Here is an 18,986-nt window from a genome sequence, read left to right on the forward strand (position 1 = left end):
GGCCCGAAGGATTTCCGTAGCGGCCGGCGGGATGGTCGAGGGCATGAGCGAAGTGACAGTGGTGGGACTCGGCCCGATGGGGTCGGCGATGGCCGTGGCATTCCTGGCCGCGGGCCACGAGGTGGCGGTCTGGAACCGCACGGCGAGCAAGACGGACGCGCTGGTGGACAAGGGCGCCAGGCGGGCGGGGTCGGCGGCCGACGGCGACCTGCTGGTCGTCAGCCAGACCGACTACCCGGCGATGTACGACAGCTTCGGCGAGGCGAGGCTCGACGGGAAGGTGGTGGTCAACCTCAGCTCCGGCACCCCCGAGGAGCTGCGCGCGGCGGCCGGCTGGGTCGCCGGGCGCGGCGGCACGCTGGTCACCGGGGGCGTCATGGTGCCACCGCCGGCGATCGGGCAGCCGGGGGCGTACACGTTCTACAGCGGCCCCGAGGACGTGCTCGACCGGCACGCCGGGACCCTGAAGGCCCTCGGCCAGGTCACCTACGTGGGGGCCGACCAGGGGCTGGCGATGACGTACTACCAGGCGCAGCTGCTGATGTTCTGGTCGAGCCTGACCAGCTTCATGCACGCCCTCGCCCTCATGCGCAGGTCGGGCGTGCCGGCGAGGGACTTCCTGCCGTTCGCGCGGGAGCTGTTCACCTCGATGGGCGGCGACGGCCCCATGGGGTACGCGAAGATCCTCGCCGAGGAGGTGGAGGCCGGCGTCTACCCGGGCGAGCTCAACTCCCTGCACATGCAGGCCGTGGGCCTCGGCCACGCCGTGGACACGCTGGCCGAGGCCGGTCTGGAGACCACGGTGCCGCAGGCGCTGCGGCGGCTCTTCGAGCGCGCGGACGCCGAAGGCCGCGGCGGTGAGGGCCTCGGCACCGTGATCGAGTCGATCATGAAGCCCTAGCGGTTGGCCAGGAAGGCGAGCAGGTCCTGCCGGGTGATCAGCCCGGCGGGCTTGCCGTCGTCCAGCACGACCGCCGCATCCGCCTTTTCCAGCGCTTCCACCGCACGAGCCACGGGTTCACCACTGCCGATCGTGGGTAGCGGGGCCGACATATGTTCGGAGATCGGGTCGTCGGACGAGAGCTTTCCGCGGTAGAGAGCGTCGAGGAGGTCGCGCTCGACGATCGAGCCGACCACCTCGGCCGCCATGACCGGCGGCTCCTCCTTCATCACGGGCAGCTGCGAGACGGAGTACTCGCGCATGATCGAGATGGCCGTGCCGACCGACTCGTGCGGGTGGGCGTGCACGAACTCCGGCAGCCCCGGACCCTTGCGCGCCAGCACGTCGCCGACCAGCCCCTCCTCCGACGACTCGGTCAGGAAGCCGTAGTCGGCCATCCAGTCGTCGTTGAAGATCTTGGACAGGTAGCCGCGGCCGCCGTCGGGCAGCAGCACGACCACCATGTCGTCGGGCGAGGCCGCGGCCGCCACCCGCAGCGCCGCCACCACGGCCATGCCGCAGGAGCCGCCGACCAGCAGCCCCTCCTCGCGGGCGAGCCTGCGGGTCATGGTGAAGGAGTCCTTGTCGGACACCGCGATGATCTCGTCGCAGATGGTGGTGTCGTAGGTGGCCGGCCAGATGTCCTCGCCGACGCCCTCCACGAGGTACGGGCGGCCGCTGCCGCCGGAGTAGACCGAGCCCTCCGGGTCGGCCCCGATGATCTTCACGCGACCGCCGGAGACCTCCTTGAGGTAGCGGCCGGTGCCGCTGATCGTGCCGCCGGTGCCGATGCCGGCCACGAAGTGCGTGACCCGGCCCTCGGTCTGCTCCCAGATCTCCGGCCCCGTCGAGTGGTAGTGGGAGTCGGGATTGTTGACGTTGGAGTACTGGTCGGGCTTCCAGGCGTTCGGGATCTCGCGGGCCAGCCGGTCGGAGACCGAGTAGTAGGACTCGGGGTGGTCGGGCGCGACGGCGGTCGGGCAGACGACGACCTCGGCGCCGTACGCCCGCAGGACGGAGATCTTGTCCTGGGCCACCTTGTCGGGCACGACGAACAGGCACCGGTAGCCCTTCTGCTGCGCCACGATGGCCAGCCCGACGCCGGTGTTGCCCGAGGTGGGCTCCACGATGACGCCGCCAGGGCGCAGCTCACCGGACTTCTCCGCGGCTTCGATCATGCGCACCGCGATCCGGTCCTTGACGGAGCCGCCCGGGTTGAAGTACTCGACTTTGGCGAGCACCTGCGCAGGCACCCCCGCATTGACTTTGTGCAGCCTGACGAGTGGGGTGTTCCCCATCAGCTCGACCAGGGAATCGTAAACGCGCACCGAGGTGTTCACCTTCTTTGCCGAAGCTTGATCAGCTTGTCGTCGGCCGAGGTCCCCTGGGGGTGACAGGGCCTCGGTTACTTTCAAGCAAACGCTACCGCCGAGTTCGACCGGGGAGGGCACGTACGTGGTGTGGCCAGCAGGGATGGCGCGGGCGGCACGCAAGATCGCTACCGCGGCGGCGCTCGGAGGGGGCGGGCTCACCGCCCTCGGAGCCACGGCGTACGGCCTGCTGATCGCTGAAGGACTGCTCGCACGCAGGGTCATCGGCCAGCCGCACGGCCTGGACGGCCCGGTCTCCGACGGCCTGTACGGCGACTTCCCCGGCGAGCCGATCAGGATGGCCATGCTGGGCGACTCGACGGCCGTGGGCCTCGGCATGACCGACCCGGCCAGGACCCCGGGCGTGCTGCTGGCCAACGGCCTGGCCTCGGTGGCCGAGCGCCCGGTGCGCCTCGTCGTCGCCGCCAGGTCCGGCACGCCGTCGGCCGAGCTGACCGAACAGGTGGACGTCGCCCTCGCCATGGAGGCCGACCTCGCGGTGATCTTCGTGGGGGCCAACGACATCATCACGCAGACGCCGCCCGCGACGGCCGTACGGCATCTGACCAAGGCGGTGCGGCGGCTGCGCGACGCGGGGGCGGAGGTGGTCGTGGGCACCTGCCCCGATCTGGGCACGGTGCGGCCGATCGCCCAGCCGCTGCGCTGGGTGACGCGGCGCTGGAGCCGCCAGCTCGCCGCGGCGCAGACGGTCGCCGTGGTCGACGCCGGAGGGCGTACGGTGGCGTTCGCCGACGTCCTGGGGCCCGAATTCGACGCAAATCCGGCAGAAATGTTCGGACCGGATCGTTTCCATCCATCTGACCGAGGTTACGCGCAGGCCGCTTACGCGGTGCTACCGTCGGTGTGCGCAGCGTTGGGGCTTTGGCCTGAACCGCACCCCCGGCGCGGCGAAGCACTGCAACCGATATACCTCGCGGCGGCGACGGCCGCGGAGGAGCCCGGCACCGAGGTCACCGCGACCCGGGTCGACGGGCGGGCGACGGGCCTGCACGGCAAGTGGGTGACGTTGTTCCGCCGGCGGCTCGGCGAGCCGCTCAACGACGCCTGACGGCTCAGCGAGACCGCGCCCGGTCACCCTCCGGGCCGGAGTCGCCACTCCCCGTTCTCATTGGAGTGGATTGCCTGTGCTCCGGTCCCTTTGGAAACCGTCCCTCGCCCTCGCCGGAACCCTCGCCGCGACGGCCTGCTCCGGCAGCGACGCGGCCACCACCGAATCCACGACCTGGCACAACACCCACGTCAACGCCGTCAGCCGGATGGCCGTGGCGGCCGGGGTCGTGGCCGCCACCTCCATGAAGCCCGACGGCACGCTCGAGACGGTCGCCCTCGGCCTGCGCGACGGCAGGAGGCTGTGGGCCCAGCCGGCCACGATGGCGGGCCGCCTGCCCGGCATGGGCGTCTCCACGCCGGCGGTCGTCGAGACGTCCCCGGGCAAGGCCGTGGTCGTCGCGCTCGACCCGGTCAAGAAGGGCCGCTGGAACGCCACCCTCACCGCCCGCGACGCCCATTCGGGCGCGCGCAAATGGAGCAGGCCGGTGCACTCGACGTTCGGACCGCAGCGATGCGGGCCCTATGTCTGCCTGTCGGAGCACACCGCCCTGGCCAAGGCGCGCATGGTCGTGCTCGAACCGTCGACCGGCAAGGTGCTGTGGCGGCTGCCCGGCATCTCGGAGGTCGAGTGGTACGACCGCTCCCGCGTGCTGCTGCTGCGGCTGTCCGCCAGCCCCTCGGTCGAGTCGTACGAGCTCAAGACCGGCAAGCTGCAGTGGCAGCAGCCGATCGAGCAGGCGCTCGGGCCGGGCATCGACATGTCGGGCGGGTGGGCGTTCGGCGCGGCGGGCGACGACCTGGTCGGCTACGTCGCCCCCTACACCCACCCGCAGACGCGGAAGGTCTCCACGTTCGGGCTGTTCTCCGTCAGGATCTCCGACGGGACGATCAACTGGATGCGCCCCTCGGTCGTACGCGTCTATCCGAGCGGCAACCCCGGCCACGCCCCCGTCGTCCGCCCGGTCGACCCGCAGGGCTCCTACGGCGGGTTCGCCCGGCTCGACCCCCAGAGCGGACGGGTGGTCGGCCAGATCCCGGCCGCCGATGTGCCGGGCTCCGGCTGGTGGCTGGCCTTCCCCGAGCGCATGGACAAACTGGGCTTCCTCACCCACAACGCCAAGGGCACGGCGTTCGACCTGGCCTCCGGCGGCCCCGTCTCGGTGGAGGAGCAGCGCGGCTGGTCGTTCTGTGTCACCGACCCCAAGCCGCTGCCCCTGCGCGGCCAGCCGCCGGGCTTCTACTCCACGGCCGCCATCTGCGAGTACGACCTGGCCACGGGCAAGCGCGTCTCGCCCGCGGCGGCTCCGCCGCTGTGGTTCACCGGCAGCCAGGAGGGCTGGCGGCTGTGGCGCGACGAGAAGGGCGCCGTCCACGCGGTGCACGACCACACGGGGACGACGCCGGGTATGTACGGATAACGCCGGGGGCGGCGCGGGCCCTGAGCGAAGAACTGGAATATAGTTCTACTATTAGCGCCGACAAAGGAGGGGCCATGCCCGAGGCAGTCATCGTCGCAACCGCGCGTTCCCCGATCGGGCGAGCCTTCAAGGGCTCGCTGAAGGACATCCGGCCCGACGACCTGACCGTGCAGATGATCCAGGCCGCGCTGGCGAAAGTGCCCCAGCTCGACCCGTCGTCGATCGACGACATCATGCTCGGCTGCGGCCTGCCCGGCGGCGAGCAGGGCTTCAACATGGCCCGCGTGGTGGCGGTGCTGCTCGGGCTCGACAACGTGCCCGGCACCACCGTGACGCGTTACTGCTCCTCGTCGCTGCAGACCACGCGGATGGCCTTCCACGCCATCAAGGCGGGCGAGGGCGACGTGTTCGTCTCGGCCGGCGTCGAGACCGTGTCGCGCTTCACCAAGGGCAACTCCGACTCGCTGCCCGACACGCACAACCCGGCCTTCCTGAGCGCGCTGGGCCGTACGAAGGAGTTCGGCAAGGGCGGCAGGACCTGGCACGACCCGCGTGAGGACGGCGAGGTCCCCGACGTCTACATGGCGATGGGCCAGACCGCCGAGAACGTCGCCCAGATCAAGGGCATCTCCCGCCAGGAGCAGGACGAGTTCGGCGTGCGCTCGCAGAACCTCGCCGAGAAGGCGCTGGCCGACGGGTTCTGGGAGAAGGACATCACGCCGGTGACCCTGCCCGACGGCACCGTGGTCAGCAAGGACGACGGCCCGCGGCCCGGCACCACGTACGAGAAGGTCTCCTCGCTGCAGCCCGTCTTCCGCCCCGACGGCACGGTCACGGCCGGCAACTGCTGCCCGCTGAACGACGGCGCCGCGGCGGTGGTCGTGATGAGCGACGTCAAGGCCGCCGAGCTGGGCATCACGCCGCTGGCCCGGATCGTCTCCACCGGCGTCTCCGGCCTGTCGCCCGAGATCATGGGCCTCGGGCCGGTCGAGGCGACGAAGCAGGCGCTGGCCAGGGCCGGCATGGCGATCGACGACATCGACCTGGTCGAGATCAACGAGGCGTTCGCGGCGCAGGTGATCCCGTCGTACCGCGAGCTGGGCATCGAGCTCGACCGGCTCAACGTCAACGGTGGCGCGATCGCGGTCGGGCACCCGTTCGGCATGACCGGCGCGCGGATCACCTCCACGCTGATCAACGGCCTCCAGCACCACGACAAGAGCATCGGACTGGAGACGATGTGCGTGGGCGGCGGCCAGGGCATGGCCATGATCGTCGAGCGCCTCGGCTGACCGACGCACCGCGTTCGCCCGGCGCCCGGCCTCGCGGCCGGGCGTTTGGCGTGTGCCCTTCCGGTCAGCCGTGGTGGTCGGGGCCGGCGTGGGCCGGGGTGACGCTCATGATGACGCGGTGTTCGCGCTCCATCGCGGCGCGGTAGTCGTCCCAGTCGGGGTGTTCGCCGGAGATGCCGCGGTAGTAGGCGATCAGGTGCTCCATGGCGTCCGGCAGAGCGATGATCTCCGTCGTGCCGTCGAGCTGGATCCAGTCGCCGTAGAAGCGGTCGGTGAAGACGCACAGCGAGACCTGCGGGTCGCGGCGGGCGTTCTTCACCTTGATCGCGGTTTCCCTGGAGCTGATGACCACGCGGCCGTTCTCGACCCCGGCGACGACCGGGGACATCTGCGGGCGCCCGTCGCGATGCCTGGTGAGCAGGACCGCGTGGTGGTTGGCGCGAAGGAAGTCAAGTGCCTTGTCGAGATCCATTCCCTCATGATGACGCGCCCGCGCTGGCAGCGCGGGCGCGGGGGACGGTGTGGGGTCTAGATGAAGCCCCGACGGTTACGGCGGTTCCGCTCGTGTTCGCGCACGATGGCGGCGGCATAGCCGTGAGTGAGCCCGTGCTCGTCGGCGAGCCAGTTGGCCCGCTCGTCACACCGTAGGAAAGACGGGCCGTTGTCGATGGCTTGGAACCACTCGGGGAGTTCGCGTCCCGTTATCGTTGGGACCCTTGCGATGAGCTTCGTCTGCGTCTCCGGTGAGTGGTTCAAGATCATGGGCACCTCCGCGGTTAACGCTTCTTTGCTTGACACTGCAACACAGATGTACAGATGGCAACCCCCCGTAAGGGCATCATTCCGTGACGGTCGGTAGATCTTCGATCGCACAGCGAAAAGGGCCCCGCCGGATCGGCGAGGCCCCCATCACGTCGCGGACGGTCAGTCGCTGTTGTTGAAGTAGTAGACCAGCCGCAGCACCTCGAGGTAGATCCACACGAGGCTGAGCGTCAGGCCGAACGCGCACTGCCAGGCGAACTTCTCCGGAGCGCCCTGGCGGACGCCCTGCTCGATCGAGTCGAAGTCGAGCAGCAGGAAGAAGCAGCCGAGCAGGATCATCGCGGCGCTGAAGATCCAGCCGAGCGGGGAGTCGGTGCGCAGCCCCAGGCCGCCGTCGACGAAGAAGCCGGCGACCAGGTTGACCAGCACCAGGGCGAGGGCCGCGAGGCCGGCGGCGATGGTGAACTTCACCAGCTTGGGTGTGACGCGCACGATGCGCAGCGAGTAGACGGTCAGCACCGCGCCGAAGGCGAACGCCGTGCCGAGCACCGCCTGCAGCACGATGCCGCTGACCATGCCCTCGAAGAGGGAGCTGATCGTGCCGAGGAAGACGCCCTCGAACACCGCGTACGCGAGGATGAGCGCCGGGTTGGTGCTCATGGTGAACGAGGCGATCAGCCCCAGCACCAGGGCCACGACGGCGGCGCCGATGGCGATCATCGGCGGGACCTGGAGATACCAGGCCGCGGCGGCGGCCACGACGAGTGCCCCGAGGGTCAGGAACCCTCGAACCACGACGTCGTCGAGCGTCATGGTGCGGAACGCCGGCCGGGACGGGGTGTACGACGGCGTGTCGTACATGTTCTGCAACTGGTCGGGGGACGGGGTGGGGCCGGCCCAGCCCGTCGCGGCCTGCTGCCGCGACCTGCTGAATACGGGGTTCTTGCTCTGCATCGCTGCCTCCTGTGTCGCCGACCTGCGGGGCCGACGGCACCTTGGTCAACTGTGACGCTCAGTCAGATGTTCCTACGAAACCTACGGCTGCGTTCACAACGAACATGCCCGTCGTGGAGTTCCCATGGTCATCCCGAGACGGAGAAATCTTCGTCATGGGAGCTCCTCGGCGGCGCCCACCGGGGGCGGCGGGCGGGATCGGGGGGCGACTATAGGCGCCGCCCGGGTTTTCACCGTCGAAAAGTCTCGCCGTGAAGCGTAGTCAACCTTTCACGGAAAGAAACGACGGGGCTCTCCCCAGAGAATGCAGAAGACCGGCGCGAAGTCAATATCGAGAGGAACACGATAAGTTTTCAGCCACGCAAACATGGACCGCCTGTCCGGCCCCGAGAGGGAGACTGCTGACCGCGTGCTCAGCCCCTACGCCACCGGGGCTGAAGCGCGTCGCGCCGCCTCGACTCAGTAACAACTCGATATCGGCTGCGCGAGTCCGTCCGTCGATCGCGGTAAACCTCCAGGTCAGTGACCTAAAGGGAAGGTAAAGAGGCAGTGCCCCCGGCGGGATTCGAACCCGCACGTCAACCCTTTTAAGGGGTTTGCCTCTGCCATTGGGCTACGGGGGCGCCGCAATCATACGAAACGGACCATGCTTCCGAGGAGCACAACTTCGCATCAAGCGTCACAACTGTGAAGACTAGTGTGAAGTGATAGGACTCCAGGCACTCTGTCCAAGAAGAGTAGACCGTCCAGATGGTCCAGTTGGTGCTGAATGCAGCGGGCTTCGAAGGCATCCGCTTCGATGGTGACGGCCTCCCCCGTACCTGGCAAATGCCCATGTACGGTGATACGCGTCGCGCGGGGGACGTCCGCGGTCAGCCCCGCTACGGAGGCGCAGCCCTCGCGCCCCTCGTTCCAGTGGGCGGCGCCGGCGAGCCGTGGATTGGCCACCACGAGCTCTCCGGCCCTTGACCGGGCCTTGGGGTGGCGACCGGCGTCGAAGGCGATGAGGCGCCAGCTCAGGCCGATCTGGGGGGCCGCGAGGCCCGCCGCGGCGGGCTCGTTGCGCAGGGTCGCGAGAAGGTCGGCCGCCGCGGCCACGACGTCGGGCGCGGTCGGGTCCACCGGTTCCGCCACGGCCGACAGCACCGGGTGGGGCGCCCCGAGCACCTGCCGCGGGGTTCCCTTCACAGCAGGTCCGGTTCGACGGGGCGGAAGGTGATCTGCGAGTCGAGGCTCGCGCCGACGGCCGCGAGCCTGCGCATGAGCGCCGCCACGTCCACGTCCTTGGGCAGGTCGACGTCGGCGATCAGCACGTAGAGGCGGCCGGTGAGCCGGGTGCTCATGCCGGTGATGTTGCCGCCGTCGGCGGCGAGCACGGCGCTGATGGCGGAGATGATGCCCGGCCGGTCGGGCCCGTGGACGGTCAGCACGTAGCCGACTCCTTCCGGGCCGCCGCCGTCGTCGCAGAAGTGCCGGCGCGCGTCGATGGCGGAGGCGGTCACGACCAGGTCGGGCGCGCCCAGGCGTTTCCTCAGCTCGGCGGGGTCGAGCTCGCCCGACACCAGCAGCATCATCGCCACGTGCCCGCCGAGCAACGTCATGGTCGAGTCCTGGATGTTCGCTCCGCACTCGGCCAGCGAACCGGTGACCGCGGCGATCACGCCGGGCCGGTCGACGCCGAGCACGGTCACCGCTGAGAGCCCCACCCCTTGTGCCCCTTCCCTTGCGACCAGGGGCGCCGAGACGCCCCGGCGGTGATCGCCGGGGCGTTGCCGTTCCCGGGCTAGCGGCGAGTCGTCGCCACGGCGGCCCTGAAGCCCTCGCGTGGATGTTCCATCTCACCCAGCGAGATGGTCTCGCGCTTGAAGAACAGGGCCAGGGTCCAGTCGACGACGACGCGGACCTTGCGATTCAGCGTCGGCACCCGCGACAGATGGTAGGTGCGGTGCATGAACCACGCAGGGAATCCGCGAAGCTTGACGCCGTAGACGTTGGCGACGCCCTGGTGCAGGCCGAGACCTGCGACCGATCCGACGTACTTGTGGCGGTATTGCAGCAATTCCTGACCGCGCAGGTGGCGGACGATGTTGTCGGCCAGCACCTTGGCCTGGCGGACGGCGTGCTGGGCGTTGGGTGCGCAGAACTGGCCCGGGTTGGTCACGTCGGGCACCCCGGCGGCGTCGCCGGCCGCGAACGCGTCGCGCGTGCCCGCCACGGTGAGCAGGGCGGTGGTCTTGATCCGGCCGCGCTCGTCGAGCGGCAGGTCGCTGTCGTTGACGACCGGGCTCGGCTTGACGCCGGCGGTCCACACGAGGGTGTCGGCGTCGAACTCCGTGCCGTCCGAGAGCACCACGCGGCCGTCCGTGCACGACTCCAGGCGGGTCTCCAGCCGGACGTCGATGCCACGCTCGCGCAGCTGCTCGAGGGTCCACCTGCCCATCTCGGGCCCGACCTCGGGCAGCACCCGGGTGGTGGCCTCCACCAGCACCCAGCGGATGTCGGACGGCTTGATGTTGCGGTAGTAACGGGTGGAGTCCTTGGCCATGTCCTCCAGCTCGGCCAGCGCCTCGACGCCCGCGAAACCGGCGCCGACCACGACGAACGTCAGCGCCCTGCGCCGCACCTCGGGGTCGTCGGTCGACTCGGCCACGTCGAGCAGGTGGAGCACGCGGTTGCGCAGCGCGATGGCCTCACCCACGGTCTTGAAGCCGATGCCGATGTCGGTGAGACCGGGGATGGGCAGCGTACGCGAGATGGAGCCGGCCGCCATCACGAGCACGTCGTAGGAGAGCTGGCGGGCCTCGCCCTCGGCCGGTTGGAACGTGACCGTGCGCCCGGCGTGGTTCACCTTCGTCACCGTCCCGTTGAGGATGTGGGCCTTCGGCAGGATCCGCCGCAGCGGGGCCACCATGTGGCGCGGCGAGAGGTTACCCGCCGCCGCCTCCGGCAAGAAGGGCTGGTAGGTCATGTAGGACTGGGGGTCGATGATCGTGATGCGGGCTTCGCCACCGCGCAGCTCACGGTGGAGCTTGCGCTGCAGCCGCAGCGCCGTGTACAGGCCGACGTATCCGCCGCCGACGATCAAGATGTGCTTGTTCATCCTGAGGCCCCATCCCTCGTCGAGTGCTTGTGAAAGCATTCACAAGCTTACGTCAAGCGCTCTCGACGAAGCCAATCCGGGCGTGGTGGGACGCGTCACACAGCCAGTGACCTGGCCCTGGTGAAGACGTCGTCCAGCATGTGGGCGGTGACGCGGCCGGTGAAGGTGTTCTGCTGGCTGGGGTGGTAGCAGCCGAGCAGGGTCACGGGGGCGCCGGCGTGGCTGAGCTCGACCTCGGCGCCGTGACCGAACGGCGGGCGCAGGCGCGGCAGCTCGTAGCCGGCCTCTTTCAGCACCGGCCACACGGCCTGCCAGGCGTAGCCGCCGAGCGCCACGATCACCCGCACGTCCTCCGCCACGAGCGCCAGCTCCCGCGACATCCACGGCTGGCAGGCGGCCTTCTCGGCGGGCGTCGGCTTGTTCGCCGGCGGGGCACAGCGCACCGGCGCCATCACCCTGGCGCCCAGCAGTCTCTGCCCGTCGCCCGCGTGTGTGCTGGTGGCCTGTGCGGCCAGCCCGCAGCGGTGGAGCGAGGCGAACAGCCAGTCGCCGCTGCGGTCGCCGGTGAAGATGCGCCCGGTCCTGTTGCCCCCGTGGGCGGCCGGGGCCAGGCCCACCACCAGGATCCGGGGATGCTCGTCGCCCCACCCCGGGACGGGCCGGCCCCAGTACGTCTCCTCCGCGAACGCGCGCCGCTTCACCCGGGCGACCTCCTCGCGCCATTCCACCAGGCGCGGGCAGGCACGGCAGACCGACTGCCTGGCCGTGAGCTCCGCGAGGGTGTCGCTGGCGGCGGCGAGGCGGCGCACGTCGGCGGGGTCGAGGGCGACGGGCGTGTCGGCGGTCGCCGGATCGTCGGGCCAGCCGGTGCCCGGGGGTACGAAGCTCATGACACCGATCTCATCACCTTGACCGGGCCGGTGAGGGCGTCGGGGTGCCGCTGGGCACAGGGCGTACGGTGACGGCCGGGTCAGGGGTGGCGGCCGGCGTCGCGGTGGGCCCGGGCGCCGGGCACACCGAGGGGGCCGGTCTGGGCATGCCCCGGTGATCGCGCGGGACGGCCTGCTCGTCGATCAGGGGCAGCGGGTAGCGGTTGAGTATCGGCTCGCCGCACGAGCGGTCGACCGTGTGGCCGTAGCGCTCCGGGTGGGTGATGAGGGGGTTGCCGTCCTGGTCGTAGAGGTAGACGTCGGCCAGCGGGGTGCCGTCCTTGGCGTACGGCTTGATGTTGTAGACGCCGTCGGACGACGCGTTGCGCACCCACACCTCGGGACGGGCGACGGCCACCTGCGTCCTGTCGCCGGCCGATGCCGCGAGGTCGAGGCCCGCCATCAGGGCGATCACGGCCAGCGCGTTGGCCGTGACCGCCACCACGCGACCGGCGCGCCGTCCGCGACCGCTGCGCCGGCCGAACCACACCGAGGCCCAGACCGCGACCGCGACCACCACCCAGCCCACGACGTCACCGGGGACGAGACCGCCGTTGTCGGTGACCATCAGCAGCAGCATGGCCAGCAGGTAGCCGCGCAGCACCCACCATCCCGGCCGCAGCTCCGGCAGGAAGCCCGCGAACGAGCGGTAGGGCGCCTGGGCCATCAGCCGGGTGTGCGCCCCCACGGCCCACCCGCGCGGGTCCACCCGGCGCCGGCGGACCCGCTGGGGACGCTCGCCGTACGCGGCCGCCAGCTCCTCGGCGTAGGCCTGCGGCGGGCCGAGCCTGGACTCCAGCGGCTGGTCGGTCTCGGCGGCGATCTCGGCGAGGTGCTCGTCGAGGTCCTCCAGCAGCTCGTCCCGCTCCGGGTGGTCGGCCAGGGCGGCGCGTACGGCCTGCGCGTACTGGTCGGGGGTCATTCTGCCTCCTTGAGCAGGGATGCCATGGTGGCCGAGAATTCGGCCCACGTCCTGGCCGAGGAGGCGTGCATGCCGCGGCCGACGTCGTTGAGCCCGTAGTACTTGCGGTGCGGCCCCTCGTCGGAGGCCACCACGTAGGAGGTCAGCGCGCCCGCCTTGAACAGGCGGCGCAACGTGCCGTAGACGGAGGCGTCGCCGACCCCGTCGAGCCCGGCCTCCCGCAGCCTGCGCACCACGTCGTAGCCGTAGCCGTCACGCTCCTTGAGCACGGCCAGCACGGCGAGGTCGAGCACTCCTTTGAGCAGCTGACTGCTATCCACGCGAAGCACACTACTGCGCTTTGCGTAGTAGTGGCAACAAAAGAGAACCGGGTGGCGCCCGAAGGCCCCACCCGGTTCACCTGATCAGCGTCGCGCCGCTCAGGCGGCCGACGGCGAAGGCGAAGGCGTAGGCGTCGGCGTCGGAGCCGACTCCACCTTCTGCGTCTCAGCCGGCTTCTCCACCTGGGTCGTGACCCCGCAGGACCGGTAGCTCTCGCTGTCGGAGCTGCTGTTGTTCGGGCCGGTCACCGACAGGGTGACGGTGCCGCCCTTGACGGCCTCGCCGCTCACCGTGGTGGCGACCCCGGGGATGCTCTTCGTGCCGCCACCGCGGCCGAAGTAGACCTCACCGCCGCCGAGCGAGCTGCCGTTCACCCGCCAGGTGTACGACACCTTGCCCGCGCCGGTCGCCGAGACGAAGCCGCTCGCCTTGACGGCGCAGCTGTCGTCCACGCTCACCGAGGCCGAGGCGGACACCTTGGTGCCGTGACCCTCGGGCTTGTGCGGGGTGTAGTCCTTGCACCAGACCTTGTAGCCGGCCCGGTTCGAGTAGGAGCCGTCGGAGCCCAGGATCTGCAGCTGCGCCCAGCCACGCTGGCTGTGCCGCGGCGAGAAGGCGAAGCCCACCTTGCGGGCGTCGTGGACCTTGACCTTGCCGTAGTCGACCGCGTCACCGTTGAGCAGCCAGCGGTAACGCACCCACGTCGGGCGGTCGGCCTTGATCAGGCCGACGAAGCCGATCTTGTTGCCGGGGGTGCAGCGGCCGGCGTACGAGCTCGGGGTGGCCCAGGCGCGGGCCGTGACCGACACGTCGAGGTGCGTACGGACCTCCTTCAGCGGCTCCTGGCAGGAGACGGAGAAGTAGCCCTTCTTGGAGGTGACCTTCTTCGGGCCGAGGACCTGGATGGCCTCCCAGCCCTTGACGTCTTCGTCGAAGGTGACGGACTGCTTGACCGTCACCGACTTGACGCCCTTGCCCTTGAGCTTGACCGTGTAGACCTTGCTCTTGGACCCGTCACCGTGGAGCCAGCGGTAGGCCAGCTCCGTCTTGCCCTTGACCGGGACGTTGATCTTGGCCGAGAAGTCGACCTTGGCCGGACAGGACCCTTCGAACTTCCCTGGCGTGGCCTTCGGCGCGGACACCGAGACCTTCGGCGCCTTGCCGGCGGTCGCCGCCTGCGCGGGACCGGCGACCAGGCCCGCGGACAGGGTGGCGAGCACCGCGGCCGACGCGCCGAATGCGGCGGCCTTACGAGCTAACCCAACAGAAACCATGTGAGAGTGCTCCATTCCGTGAGGGAAAAGACGCGCTCGGGAACGGTCGCCACGCCGGCACCTTCCGCGCACAGCGATATGGCAAAGCCCCCGTAATGCACCTTTACCTAATCACAATACTGATTGCACACTCAACACGATCGAGACAGGAGAAATGTCCGGATTTTTCGTCATCTATCGGGCAATAGACCAGGCGATTCCGTCCAGAATGTCGTGTTCACTCACCACGACCTGGGAAAACCCGAAACGGCGTACGATGCGGTCCAAAATGAGCGACCCCACTCCGATCACGTCCACGCGTCCCGGATGCATCACGGGCAGGTCGGCGCGCTCACGATGGGTCATCGCCAGCAGCCGCCGCGTCACGTCGTGCACCTGCTCGGCCGAGATCCGCGAGTGGTGGATGCGCGCCGGGTCGTAGGACGGCAGGTCGAGCGCGATGCCCGCGACCGTCGTGACCGAACCCGCCAGGCCCACGAGCGTGTGCGCCCGGCGTACCGGCACCTCGGCCTCGACGCGGTCGAGCGCGGCCTCGATGTCGGCCACCACCGCCTCCAGGGCGGGCGCGGACGGCGGGTCGCCGGCCTCGCGCAGGTGACGCTCGGTCAGGCGGACGCACCCGATGTCCACCGACAGCGCCGCCTCCGCGTGCTGGGAGCCGATCACGAACTCCGTGGACCCGCCGCCGATGTCCACCACCAGGAACGGCGGCAGCGGCCCCTGCGGCACCTCCGTCTCCGGCGACAGCCGCACCAGGCCCTTGGTGGCGCCGGTGAACGACAGCTCGGCCTCCTCGGCCCCCGTCACGACCTCCGGCTCCACCCCGAAGATCTCGCGTACGCCGGCGGCGAACTCCTCGCGGTTGGCCGCGTCCCGCGTCGCGCTCGTCGCCACCACCCTGGTCGCCGTCGCGCCGTGCCGGTCGATCAGCTCCCGGTAGGAACGCATCGCCTTGAACGTGCGCTCCAGCGCGTCGGGCGCCAGCCTGCCGGTACGGTCGACGCCCTGGCCCAGGCGGACGATCTCCATCCGCCGGTCGACGTCGACGATCTCGTCATCGCGCACGTCGGCGATGAGCAGGCGTACGGAATTGGTGCCGCAGTCGATGGCGGCTACACGCATGGTCCGTCACTCCACCAGTCGGGGAGGGCGTCGAGCGCCTCCCTGCCGAACGGGTTGACCCCGGGCGCCGCGAGCTCGTGCGCCACGAGCGCGTGCAGGCACTTGACCCGCTCCGGCATGCCTCCCGTGCTCTGCATGTCGCGCGGCAGCGGCTCCAGGCCCTGCTCCTCGGCGGCCCTGTCGCGCCGGGCGACGTAGTCGTCGTGCGCGGCCCGGTAGGCGGCCGCCAGGTCGGGCTCGGTGGCCAGCCGGGCCTGCATCTCCCGCATCAGGCCCGAGCCCTCCAGCGTGCCGATGGCCGAGGCCGCCTTGGGACACGTCAGGTAGTAGAGCGTCGGGAACGGCGAGCCGTCAGGCAGCCGCGGTGCGGTCTCCACCACGTCGGGGTTGCCGCACGGGCAGCGGTGGGCCACCCCGCGCAGCCCTCGGGGCGGACGCCCGAGCTGCTCCTGCACGATCTCGACGTCCTTAGCGTCCAACGCTCTCCTTCCCGGTGACCGCCCTGCGCCCGGTGCCCTTGTCGGCTGCCTCCACGGACTCCCAGAGCGTCTGGTACCACGGCGGCACCGCCGCCGGCTGTTTCGCGGCCGTCTGTTCCTTGCCCTGGTGGGGCTCCATCACCACGTAGCACTTCTCGCCGGGGCCGCAGTAGTGGAGCCGTTCCTTGGCCGTCTTCTTGATCCAGTTGGGGTCGTCGCTCTGCCGGTCGCGGGCCAGCAGCTCCTGCCGCTCGGCCTCCACCCTGGCCTTCTCCGCCCGCAGCTCGGCGATGCTGCGGCGCAGGCTGATGTACTCGCGCACCGGGTAGGCCAGGCTCATCGCGATCGCGCAGACCACGATCGCCAGGATGGCGGCCCGCCCAGTGAGCTGCGGCCTTTTCGTGCCCATCGCCCTCCCTGCTTATTTGGCCTCGCTCCGCGAGGCCGGCTCGGTCGCCCCCAATGCCGCCGCGTGCCTATTGGCCTCGCTCCGCGAGGCCGGCTCGGTCGCCTCCAATGCCGCCGCCTTCCTCCGCTCCGGTCGCTGCGCTCCCTCCGTTCCCCCAGGCGACGGCAGCTCCCTCGCGTGCCTACTGGCCTCGCTCCGCGAGGCCGGCTCGGTCGCCTCCAATGCCGCCGCCTTCCTCCGCTCCGGTCGCTACGCTCCCTCCGCTCCCCCAGGCGACGGCAGCTCCCTCGCGTGCCGTCGCCTTTTCGGGGACTTTTTGAAACTAGCGGCGGAAACGGGGGAACGCGGCGCGGCCCGCGTAACGGGCGGCGTCGTCGAGAAGCTCCTCGATGCGCAGCAACTGGTTGTACTTCGCCACCCGGTCGGAACGGGCGGGCGCGCCGGTCTTGATCTGGCCGCAGTTGACCGCCACCGCGAGGTCGGCGATCGTCGTGTCCTCGGTCTCGCCGGAACGGTGGCTCATCATGCACCGGTAGCCGCTGCGGTGGGCCAGGTCGACGGCGTCGAGCGTCTCCGACAGCGTGCCGATCTGGTTGACCTTGACCAGCAGCGCGTTGGCGGCGCCGTCCTTGATGCCGCGCTCCAGCCGCTCGGGGTTGGTGACGAACAGGTCGTCGCCGACGAGCTGCACCTTGGCGCCCAGCGAGGCGGTGATGGCCTTCCAGCCCTCCCAGTCCTCCTCGTCGAGCGGGTCCTCGATGGAGACCAGCGGGTAGTTGGCGACCAGGTCCTCGTAGAAGGCGATGAGCTCCTGGGCCGACAGGCCCTTGCCGTCGATGGTGTAGACGCCGTCCTTGTGGAACTCGGAGGCGGCCACGTCGAGGGCCAGCGCGACGTCCTCGCCCGGCACGTAGCCGGCCCGCTCGACGGCGACCAGGATGAGGTCGAGCGCGTCGCGGTTGGACGGCAGGTTGGGCGCGAAGCCGCCCTCGTCGCCCAGGCCCGTGGCGTACCCCTTCTCCTTGAGCACGCTCTTGAGCGCGTGGTAGACCTCGGTGCCCATGCGCACGGCCTCGCGGAACGTCTCCGCCCCGATCGGCGCGATCATGAACTCCTGGATGTCGACGTTGGTGTCGGCGTGGGCGCCGCCGTTGAGGATGTTCATCATCGGCACGGGCAGCACGTGGGCGTTGGGCCCGCCGAGGTAGCGGAAGAGCGGCAGGTCGGCGCTGTCGGCGGCGGCCTTGGCCACGGCCAGCGAGACGCCGAGGATGGCGTTGGCGCCGAGCTTCGACTTGTTGGGCGTGCGGTCGAGGTCGATCATGATCTGGTCGATGATGCGCTGGTCCTCGGCCTCGATGCCGTTGATCTCCTCGAAGATCTCGTCGGTCACGGCGAGGACGGCTTTTTCCACGCCCTTGCCGCCGTAACGCTTGCCGCCGTCACGCAGCTCGACGGCCTCGAACTGGCCGGTGGACGCACCGCTCGGCACGGCCGCCCGGCCACTGCTGCCGTCGTCGAGCACGACCTCGACCTCCACCGTGGGGTTGCCCCGGGAGTCGAGGATCTCGCGAGCGTATACGACCTCGATGGTAGCCACGGGATGCGCTCCTAATTCGATCAGGCGATATGCCCTCAGAGCCTATCGGTAGGCCCGCTCGCGGGTGCGGCGCGCCTCACCCGGCCGACGACTCCCAGCTGCGGACACGATCCCGGTAAGCCCGCGCCGCCGCCCGCAGCTCCGCCTCGGCGTCGACCCCGGCCTCGGCGGCCCGGCGTACGAGGTCGAACAGCTCGCGTGCGACGCCCTGCCCGACCGCGGCCGCCAGCGATTCCGGCGCACCGGCCCGCTCGGCCCTGCGCAGCAGCTGGGCCGCCAGCGACAGCGCCGGCTGACCCATCGGCACGCCCTCCAGCACCGACTCGCGGCCCTTGGACGCCCGCTCGGCGGCCTTGATGGCCTCCCAGTTGTCGTTGACCTCGTCGGCGCTCTCGGCCCGCACCGAGCCGAACACGTGGGGATGGCGGCGTACGAGCTTGTCGACGATGCCCGCCGCCACGTCGTCGATGTCGAAGCCCTCGGCCACCCGCGCGTGGAAGACCACCTGCAGCAGCAGGTCGCCGAGTTCTTCGCGCAGCGCCTCGTGGTCGGCCTGCTCGATCGTCTCGAGCACCTCGTACGCCTCTTCCAGCAGGTAAGGGACCAGCGACTCGTGGGTCTGCTTGCGATCCCACGGGCACTCGGTGCGCAGCCGGTCCATCACCGCCACGAGGCCGAGCACCCGGCCGCCCGGCAGGTCGTACGAACCGGGCACGACCTCGATCACCGGCGGCTCGTCGAGCGCGAGCGCGGCGTGCCCCACCGCCCGCATGAACGCCTCGTCGTCGGCCTCGGACTCCGACGCCAGCCACACCACGGTCTCGGCGACCGCGCGCGCGACCAGCCCTCGCGGGTCGGGCTCGACCACCTCGGCCTGGATCCCGGCCTCGGCAAGGTAGGGCAGCTGCCGCTGCGCGGCGGAGGCGGTGAGGACCGGCCCCGAGCGCAGGGCCTGCCAGGCCTGGTGGCTCAGCAGGCCCGGCGCGACCGTGGGGGAGGTGGTGACGACGATCAGCGGCACGG

20 protein-coding genes and 1 tRNA gene are annotated in these 18,986 nt (G+C 70.4%); 4 read left to right on the forward strand and 17 right to left on the reverse strand.

Annotated elements, in window-relative coordinates; all coding sequences use genetic code 11:
• Positions 1-43: 43 nt before the first annotated feature.
• On the forward strand, positions 44-901 hold the full coding sequence (locus tag ACIBP6_RS43500; RefSeq protein WP_397060670.1) for an NAD(P)-dependent oxidoreductase: 858 nt from the start codon (positions 44-46) through the stop codon (positions 899-901).
• On the opposite strand, the gene ACIBP6_RS43505 is transcribed toward ACIBP6_RS43500, so the two are convergent.
• Positions 898-2,268, reverse strand: coding sequence for a cystathionine beta-synthase (locus ACIBP6_RS43505; RefSeq protein ID WP_132610372.1), 1,371 nt, complete (start codon positions 2,266-2,268; stop codon positions 898-900). The genes ACIBP6_RS43500 and ACIBP6_RS43505 overlap by 4 nt on opposite strands.
• 127 nt (positions 2,269-2,395) lie before the next feature.
• Between ACIBP6_RS43505 and ACIBP6_RS43510 the strand changes: the two genes are divergently transcribed.
• The 3 genes from ACIBP6_RS43510 (at position 2,396) to ACIBP6_RS43520 (ending at position 6,091) form a co-directional block, all read left to right on the forward strand.
• Entirely contained in the window at positions 2,396-3,379 is a 984-nt protein-coding gene (locus ACIBP6_RS43510; RefSeq protein ID WP_397060672.1) for an SGNH/GDSL hydrolase family protein, read from the forward strand.
• A 76-nt stretch (positions 3,380-3,455) separates the two neighbouring features.
• Positions 3,456-4,799, forward strand: a complete 1,344-nt coding sequence (locus ACIBP6_RS43515; RefSeq protein WP_397060674.1) for an outer membrane protein assembly factor BamB family protein — start codon at positions 3,456-3,458, stop codon at positions 4,797-4,799.
• 74 nt (positions 4,800-4,873) lie between these two features.
• Positions 4,874-6,091, forward strand: coding sequence for an acetyl-CoA C-acetyltransferase (locus tag ACIBP6_RS43520; RefSeq protein ID WP_397060676.1), 1,218 nt, complete (start codon positions 4,874-4,876; stop codon positions 6,089-6,091).
• A 64-nt stretch (positions 6,092-6,155) separates the two neighbouring features.
• On the opposite strand, the gene ACIBP6_RS43525 is transcribed toward ACIBP6_RS43520, so the two are convergent.
• From ACIBP6_RS43525 to ACIBP6_RS43600, 16 genes are all read right to left on the reverse strand, one after another.
• Positions 6,156-6,563 (reverse strand): PPOX class F420-dependent oxidoreductase, encoded by a 408-nt coding sequence (locus ACIBP6_RS43525; RefSeq protein ID WP_397060678.1) that lies wholly within the window; start codon positions 6,561-6,563, stop codon positions 6,156-6,158.
• Positions 6,564-6,619: 56 nt separating this feature from the next.
• Complete coding sequence (locus ACIBP6_RS43530) at positions 6,620-6,853, reverse strand: DUF4287 domain-containing protein (RefSeq protein ID WP_397060679.1); 234 nt, start codon at positions 6,851-6,853, stop codon at positions 6,620-6,622.
• 162 nt (positions 6,854-7,015) lie between these two features.
• The gene (locus ACIBP6_RS43535) at positions 7,016-7,807 is read right to left on the reverse strand and encodes a Bax inhibitor-1/YccA family protein (RefSeq protein ID WP_397060681.1); all 792 of its coding nucleotides are present in this window, start codon (positions 7,805-7,807) and stop codon (positions 7,016-7,018) included.
• 550 nt (positions 7,808-8,357) lie between these two features.
• Positions 8,358-8,430: transfer RNA gene (locus ACIBP6_RS43540), tRNA-Leu, on the reverse strand.
• Positions 8,431-8,479: 49 nt separating this feature from the next.
• Positions 8,480-8,995: a peptide deformylase gene (locus ACIBP6_RS43545; RefSeq protein WP_397060683.1), complete on the reverse strand. Its 516-nt coding sequence runs from the start codon at positions 8,993-8,995 to the stop codon at positions 8,480-8,482.
• On the reverse strand, positions 8,992-9,513 hold the full coding sequence (locus ACIBP6_RS43550) for a glycine cleavage system protein R (RefSeq protein WP_397060684.1): 522 nt from the start codon (positions 9,511-9,513) through the stop codon (positions 8,992-8,994). The genes ACIBP6_RS43545 and ACIBP6_RS43550 overlap by 4 nt, the downstream gene beginning before the upstream one ends.
• A gap of 77 nt (positions 9,514-9,590) precedes the next feature.
• Positions 9,591-10,907, reverse strand: coding sequence for an NAD(P)/FAD-dependent oxidoreductase (locus tag ACIBP6_RS43555; protein ID WP_132610356.1), 1,317 nt, complete (start codon positions 10,905-10,907; stop codon positions 9,591-9,593).
• Positions 10,908-11,002: 95 nt separating this feature from the next.
• Positions 11,003-11,797 carry a uracil-DNA glycosylase gene (locus tag ACIBP6_RS43560; RefSeq protein WP_397060686.1) on the reverse strand — a complete coding sequence of 265 codons (795 nt, stop codon included), beginning with the start codon at positions 11,795-11,797 and terminating at the stop codon, positions 11,003-11,005.
• A gap of 13 nt (positions 11,798-11,810) precedes the next feature.
• Positions 11,811-12,758 carry an HAAS signaling domain-containing protein gene (locus ACIBP6_RS43565; RefSeq protein ID WP_397060687.1) on the reverse strand — a complete coding sequence of 316 codons (948 nt, stop codon included), beginning with the start codon at positions 12,756-12,758 and terminating at the stop codon, positions 11,811-11,813.
• Positions 12,755-13,078 carry a PadR family transcriptional regulator gene (locus ACIBP6_RS43570; RefSeq protein WP_397060689.1) on the reverse strand — a complete coding sequence of 108 codons (324 nt, stop codon included), beginning with the start codon at positions 13,076-13,078 and terminating at the stop codon, positions 12,755-12,757. The genes ACIBP6_RS43565 and ACIBP6_RS43570 overlap by 4 nt, the downstream gene beginning before the upstream one ends.
• 99 nt (positions 13,079-13,177) lie before the next feature.
• Entirely contained in the window at positions 13,178-14,353 is a 1,176-nt protein-coding gene (locus tag ACIBP6_RS43575) for a hypothetical protein (protein ID WP_397060691.1), read from the reverse strand.
• A 174-nt stretch (positions 14,354-14,527) separates the two neighbouring features.
• Positions 14,528-15,475, reverse strand: a complete 948-nt coding sequence (locus ACIBP6_RS43580; protein ID WP_132610346.1) for a Ppx/GppA phosphatase family protein — start codon at positions 15,473-15,475, stop codon at positions 14,528-14,530.
• Positions 15,466-15,954, reverse strand: a complete 489-nt coding sequence (locus tag ACIBP6_RS43585) for a DUF501 domain-containing protein (RefSeq protein ID WP_397060693.1) — start codon at positions 15,952-15,954, stop codon at positions 15,466-15,468. The genes ACIBP6_RS43580 and ACIBP6_RS43585 overlap by 10 nt, the downstream gene beginning before the upstream one ends.
• Positions 15,944-16,363, reverse strand: coding sequence for a septum formation initiator family protein (locus ACIBP6_RS43590; RefSeq protein WP_397060694.1), 420 nt, complete (start codon positions 16,361-16,363; stop codon positions 15,944-15,946). The genes ACIBP6_RS43585 and ACIBP6_RS43590 overlap by 11 nt, the downstream gene beginning before the upstream one ends.
• 322 nt (positions 16,364-16,685) lie before the next feature.
• Positions 16,686-17,963, reverse strand: a complete 1,278-nt coding sequence (gene eno / locus ACIBP6_RS43595; protein ID WP_397060695.1) for a phosphopyruvate hydratase — start codon at positions 17,961-17,963, stop codon at positions 16,686-16,688.
• A gap of 76 nt (positions 17,964-18,039) precedes the next feature.
• Entirely contained in the window at positions 18,040-18,984 is a 945-nt protein-coding gene (locus tag ACIBP6_RS43600; RefSeq protein ID WP_397060697.1) for a MazG family protein, read from the reverse strand.
• Between the last annotated feature and the right edge of the window lie 2 nt (positions 18,985-18,986).

It is taken from the genome of Nonomuraea terrae (assembly GCF_044465245.1).
GTDB lineage: Bacteria > Actinomycetota > Actinomycetes > Streptosporangiales > Streptosporangiaceae > Nonomuraea > Nonomuraea terrae.

What these genes read in the sequence shown, in the direction of transcription:
- ACIBP6_RS43575 (WP_397060691.1), bottom strand. Translation starts at nt 14,353, where the DNA reads ATGGTTTCTGTTGGGTTAGCTCGTAAGGCCGCCGCATTCGGCGCGTCG.
- ACIBP6_RS43580 (WP_132610346.1), bottom strand. Translation starts at nt 15,475, where the DNA reads ATGCGTGTAGCCGCCATCGACTGCGGCACCAATTCCGTACGCCTGCTC.
- ACIBP6_RS43590 (WP_397060694.1), bottom strand. Translation starts at nt 16,363, where the DNA reads ATGGGCACGAAAAGGCCGCAGCTCACTGGGCGGGCCGCCATCCTGGCG.
- ACIBP6_RS43500 (WP_397060670.1), top strand. Translation starts at nt 44, where the DNA reads ATGAGCGAAGTGACAGTGGTGGGACTCGGCCCGATGGGGTCGGCGATG.
- ACIBP6_RS43565 (WP_397060687.1), bottom strand. Translation starts at nt 12,758, where the DNA reads ATGACCCCCGACCAGTACGCGCAGGCCGTACGCGCCGCCCTGGCCGAC.
- ACIBP6_RS43555 (WP_132610356.1), bottom strand. Translation starts at nt 10,907, where the DNA reads ATGAACAAGCACATCTTGATCGTCGGCGGCGGATACGTCGGCCTGTAC.
- ACIBP6_RS43525 (WP_397060678.1), bottom strand. Translation starts at nt 6,563, where the DNA reads ATGGATCTCGACAAGGCACTTGACTTCCTTCGCGCCAACCACCACGCG.
- ACIBP6_RS43520 (WP_397060676.1), top strand. Translation starts at nt 4,874, where the DNA reads ATGCCCGAGGCAGTCATCGTCGCAACCGCGCGTTCCCCGATCGGGCGA.
- ACIBP6_RS43530 (WP_397060679.1), bottom strand. Translation starts at nt 6,853, where the DNA reads ATGATCTTGAACCACTCACCGGAGACGCAGACGAAGCTCATCGCAAGG.
- ACIBP6_RS43535 (WP_397060681.1), bottom strand. Translation starts at nt 7,807, where the DNA reads ATGCAGAGCAAGAACCCCGTATTCAGCAGGTCGCGGCAGCAGGCCGCG.
- ACIBP6_RS43560 (WP_397060686.1), bottom strand. Translation starts at nt 11,797, where the DNA reads ATGAGCTTCGTACCCCCGGGCACCGGCTGGCCCGACGATCCGGCGACC.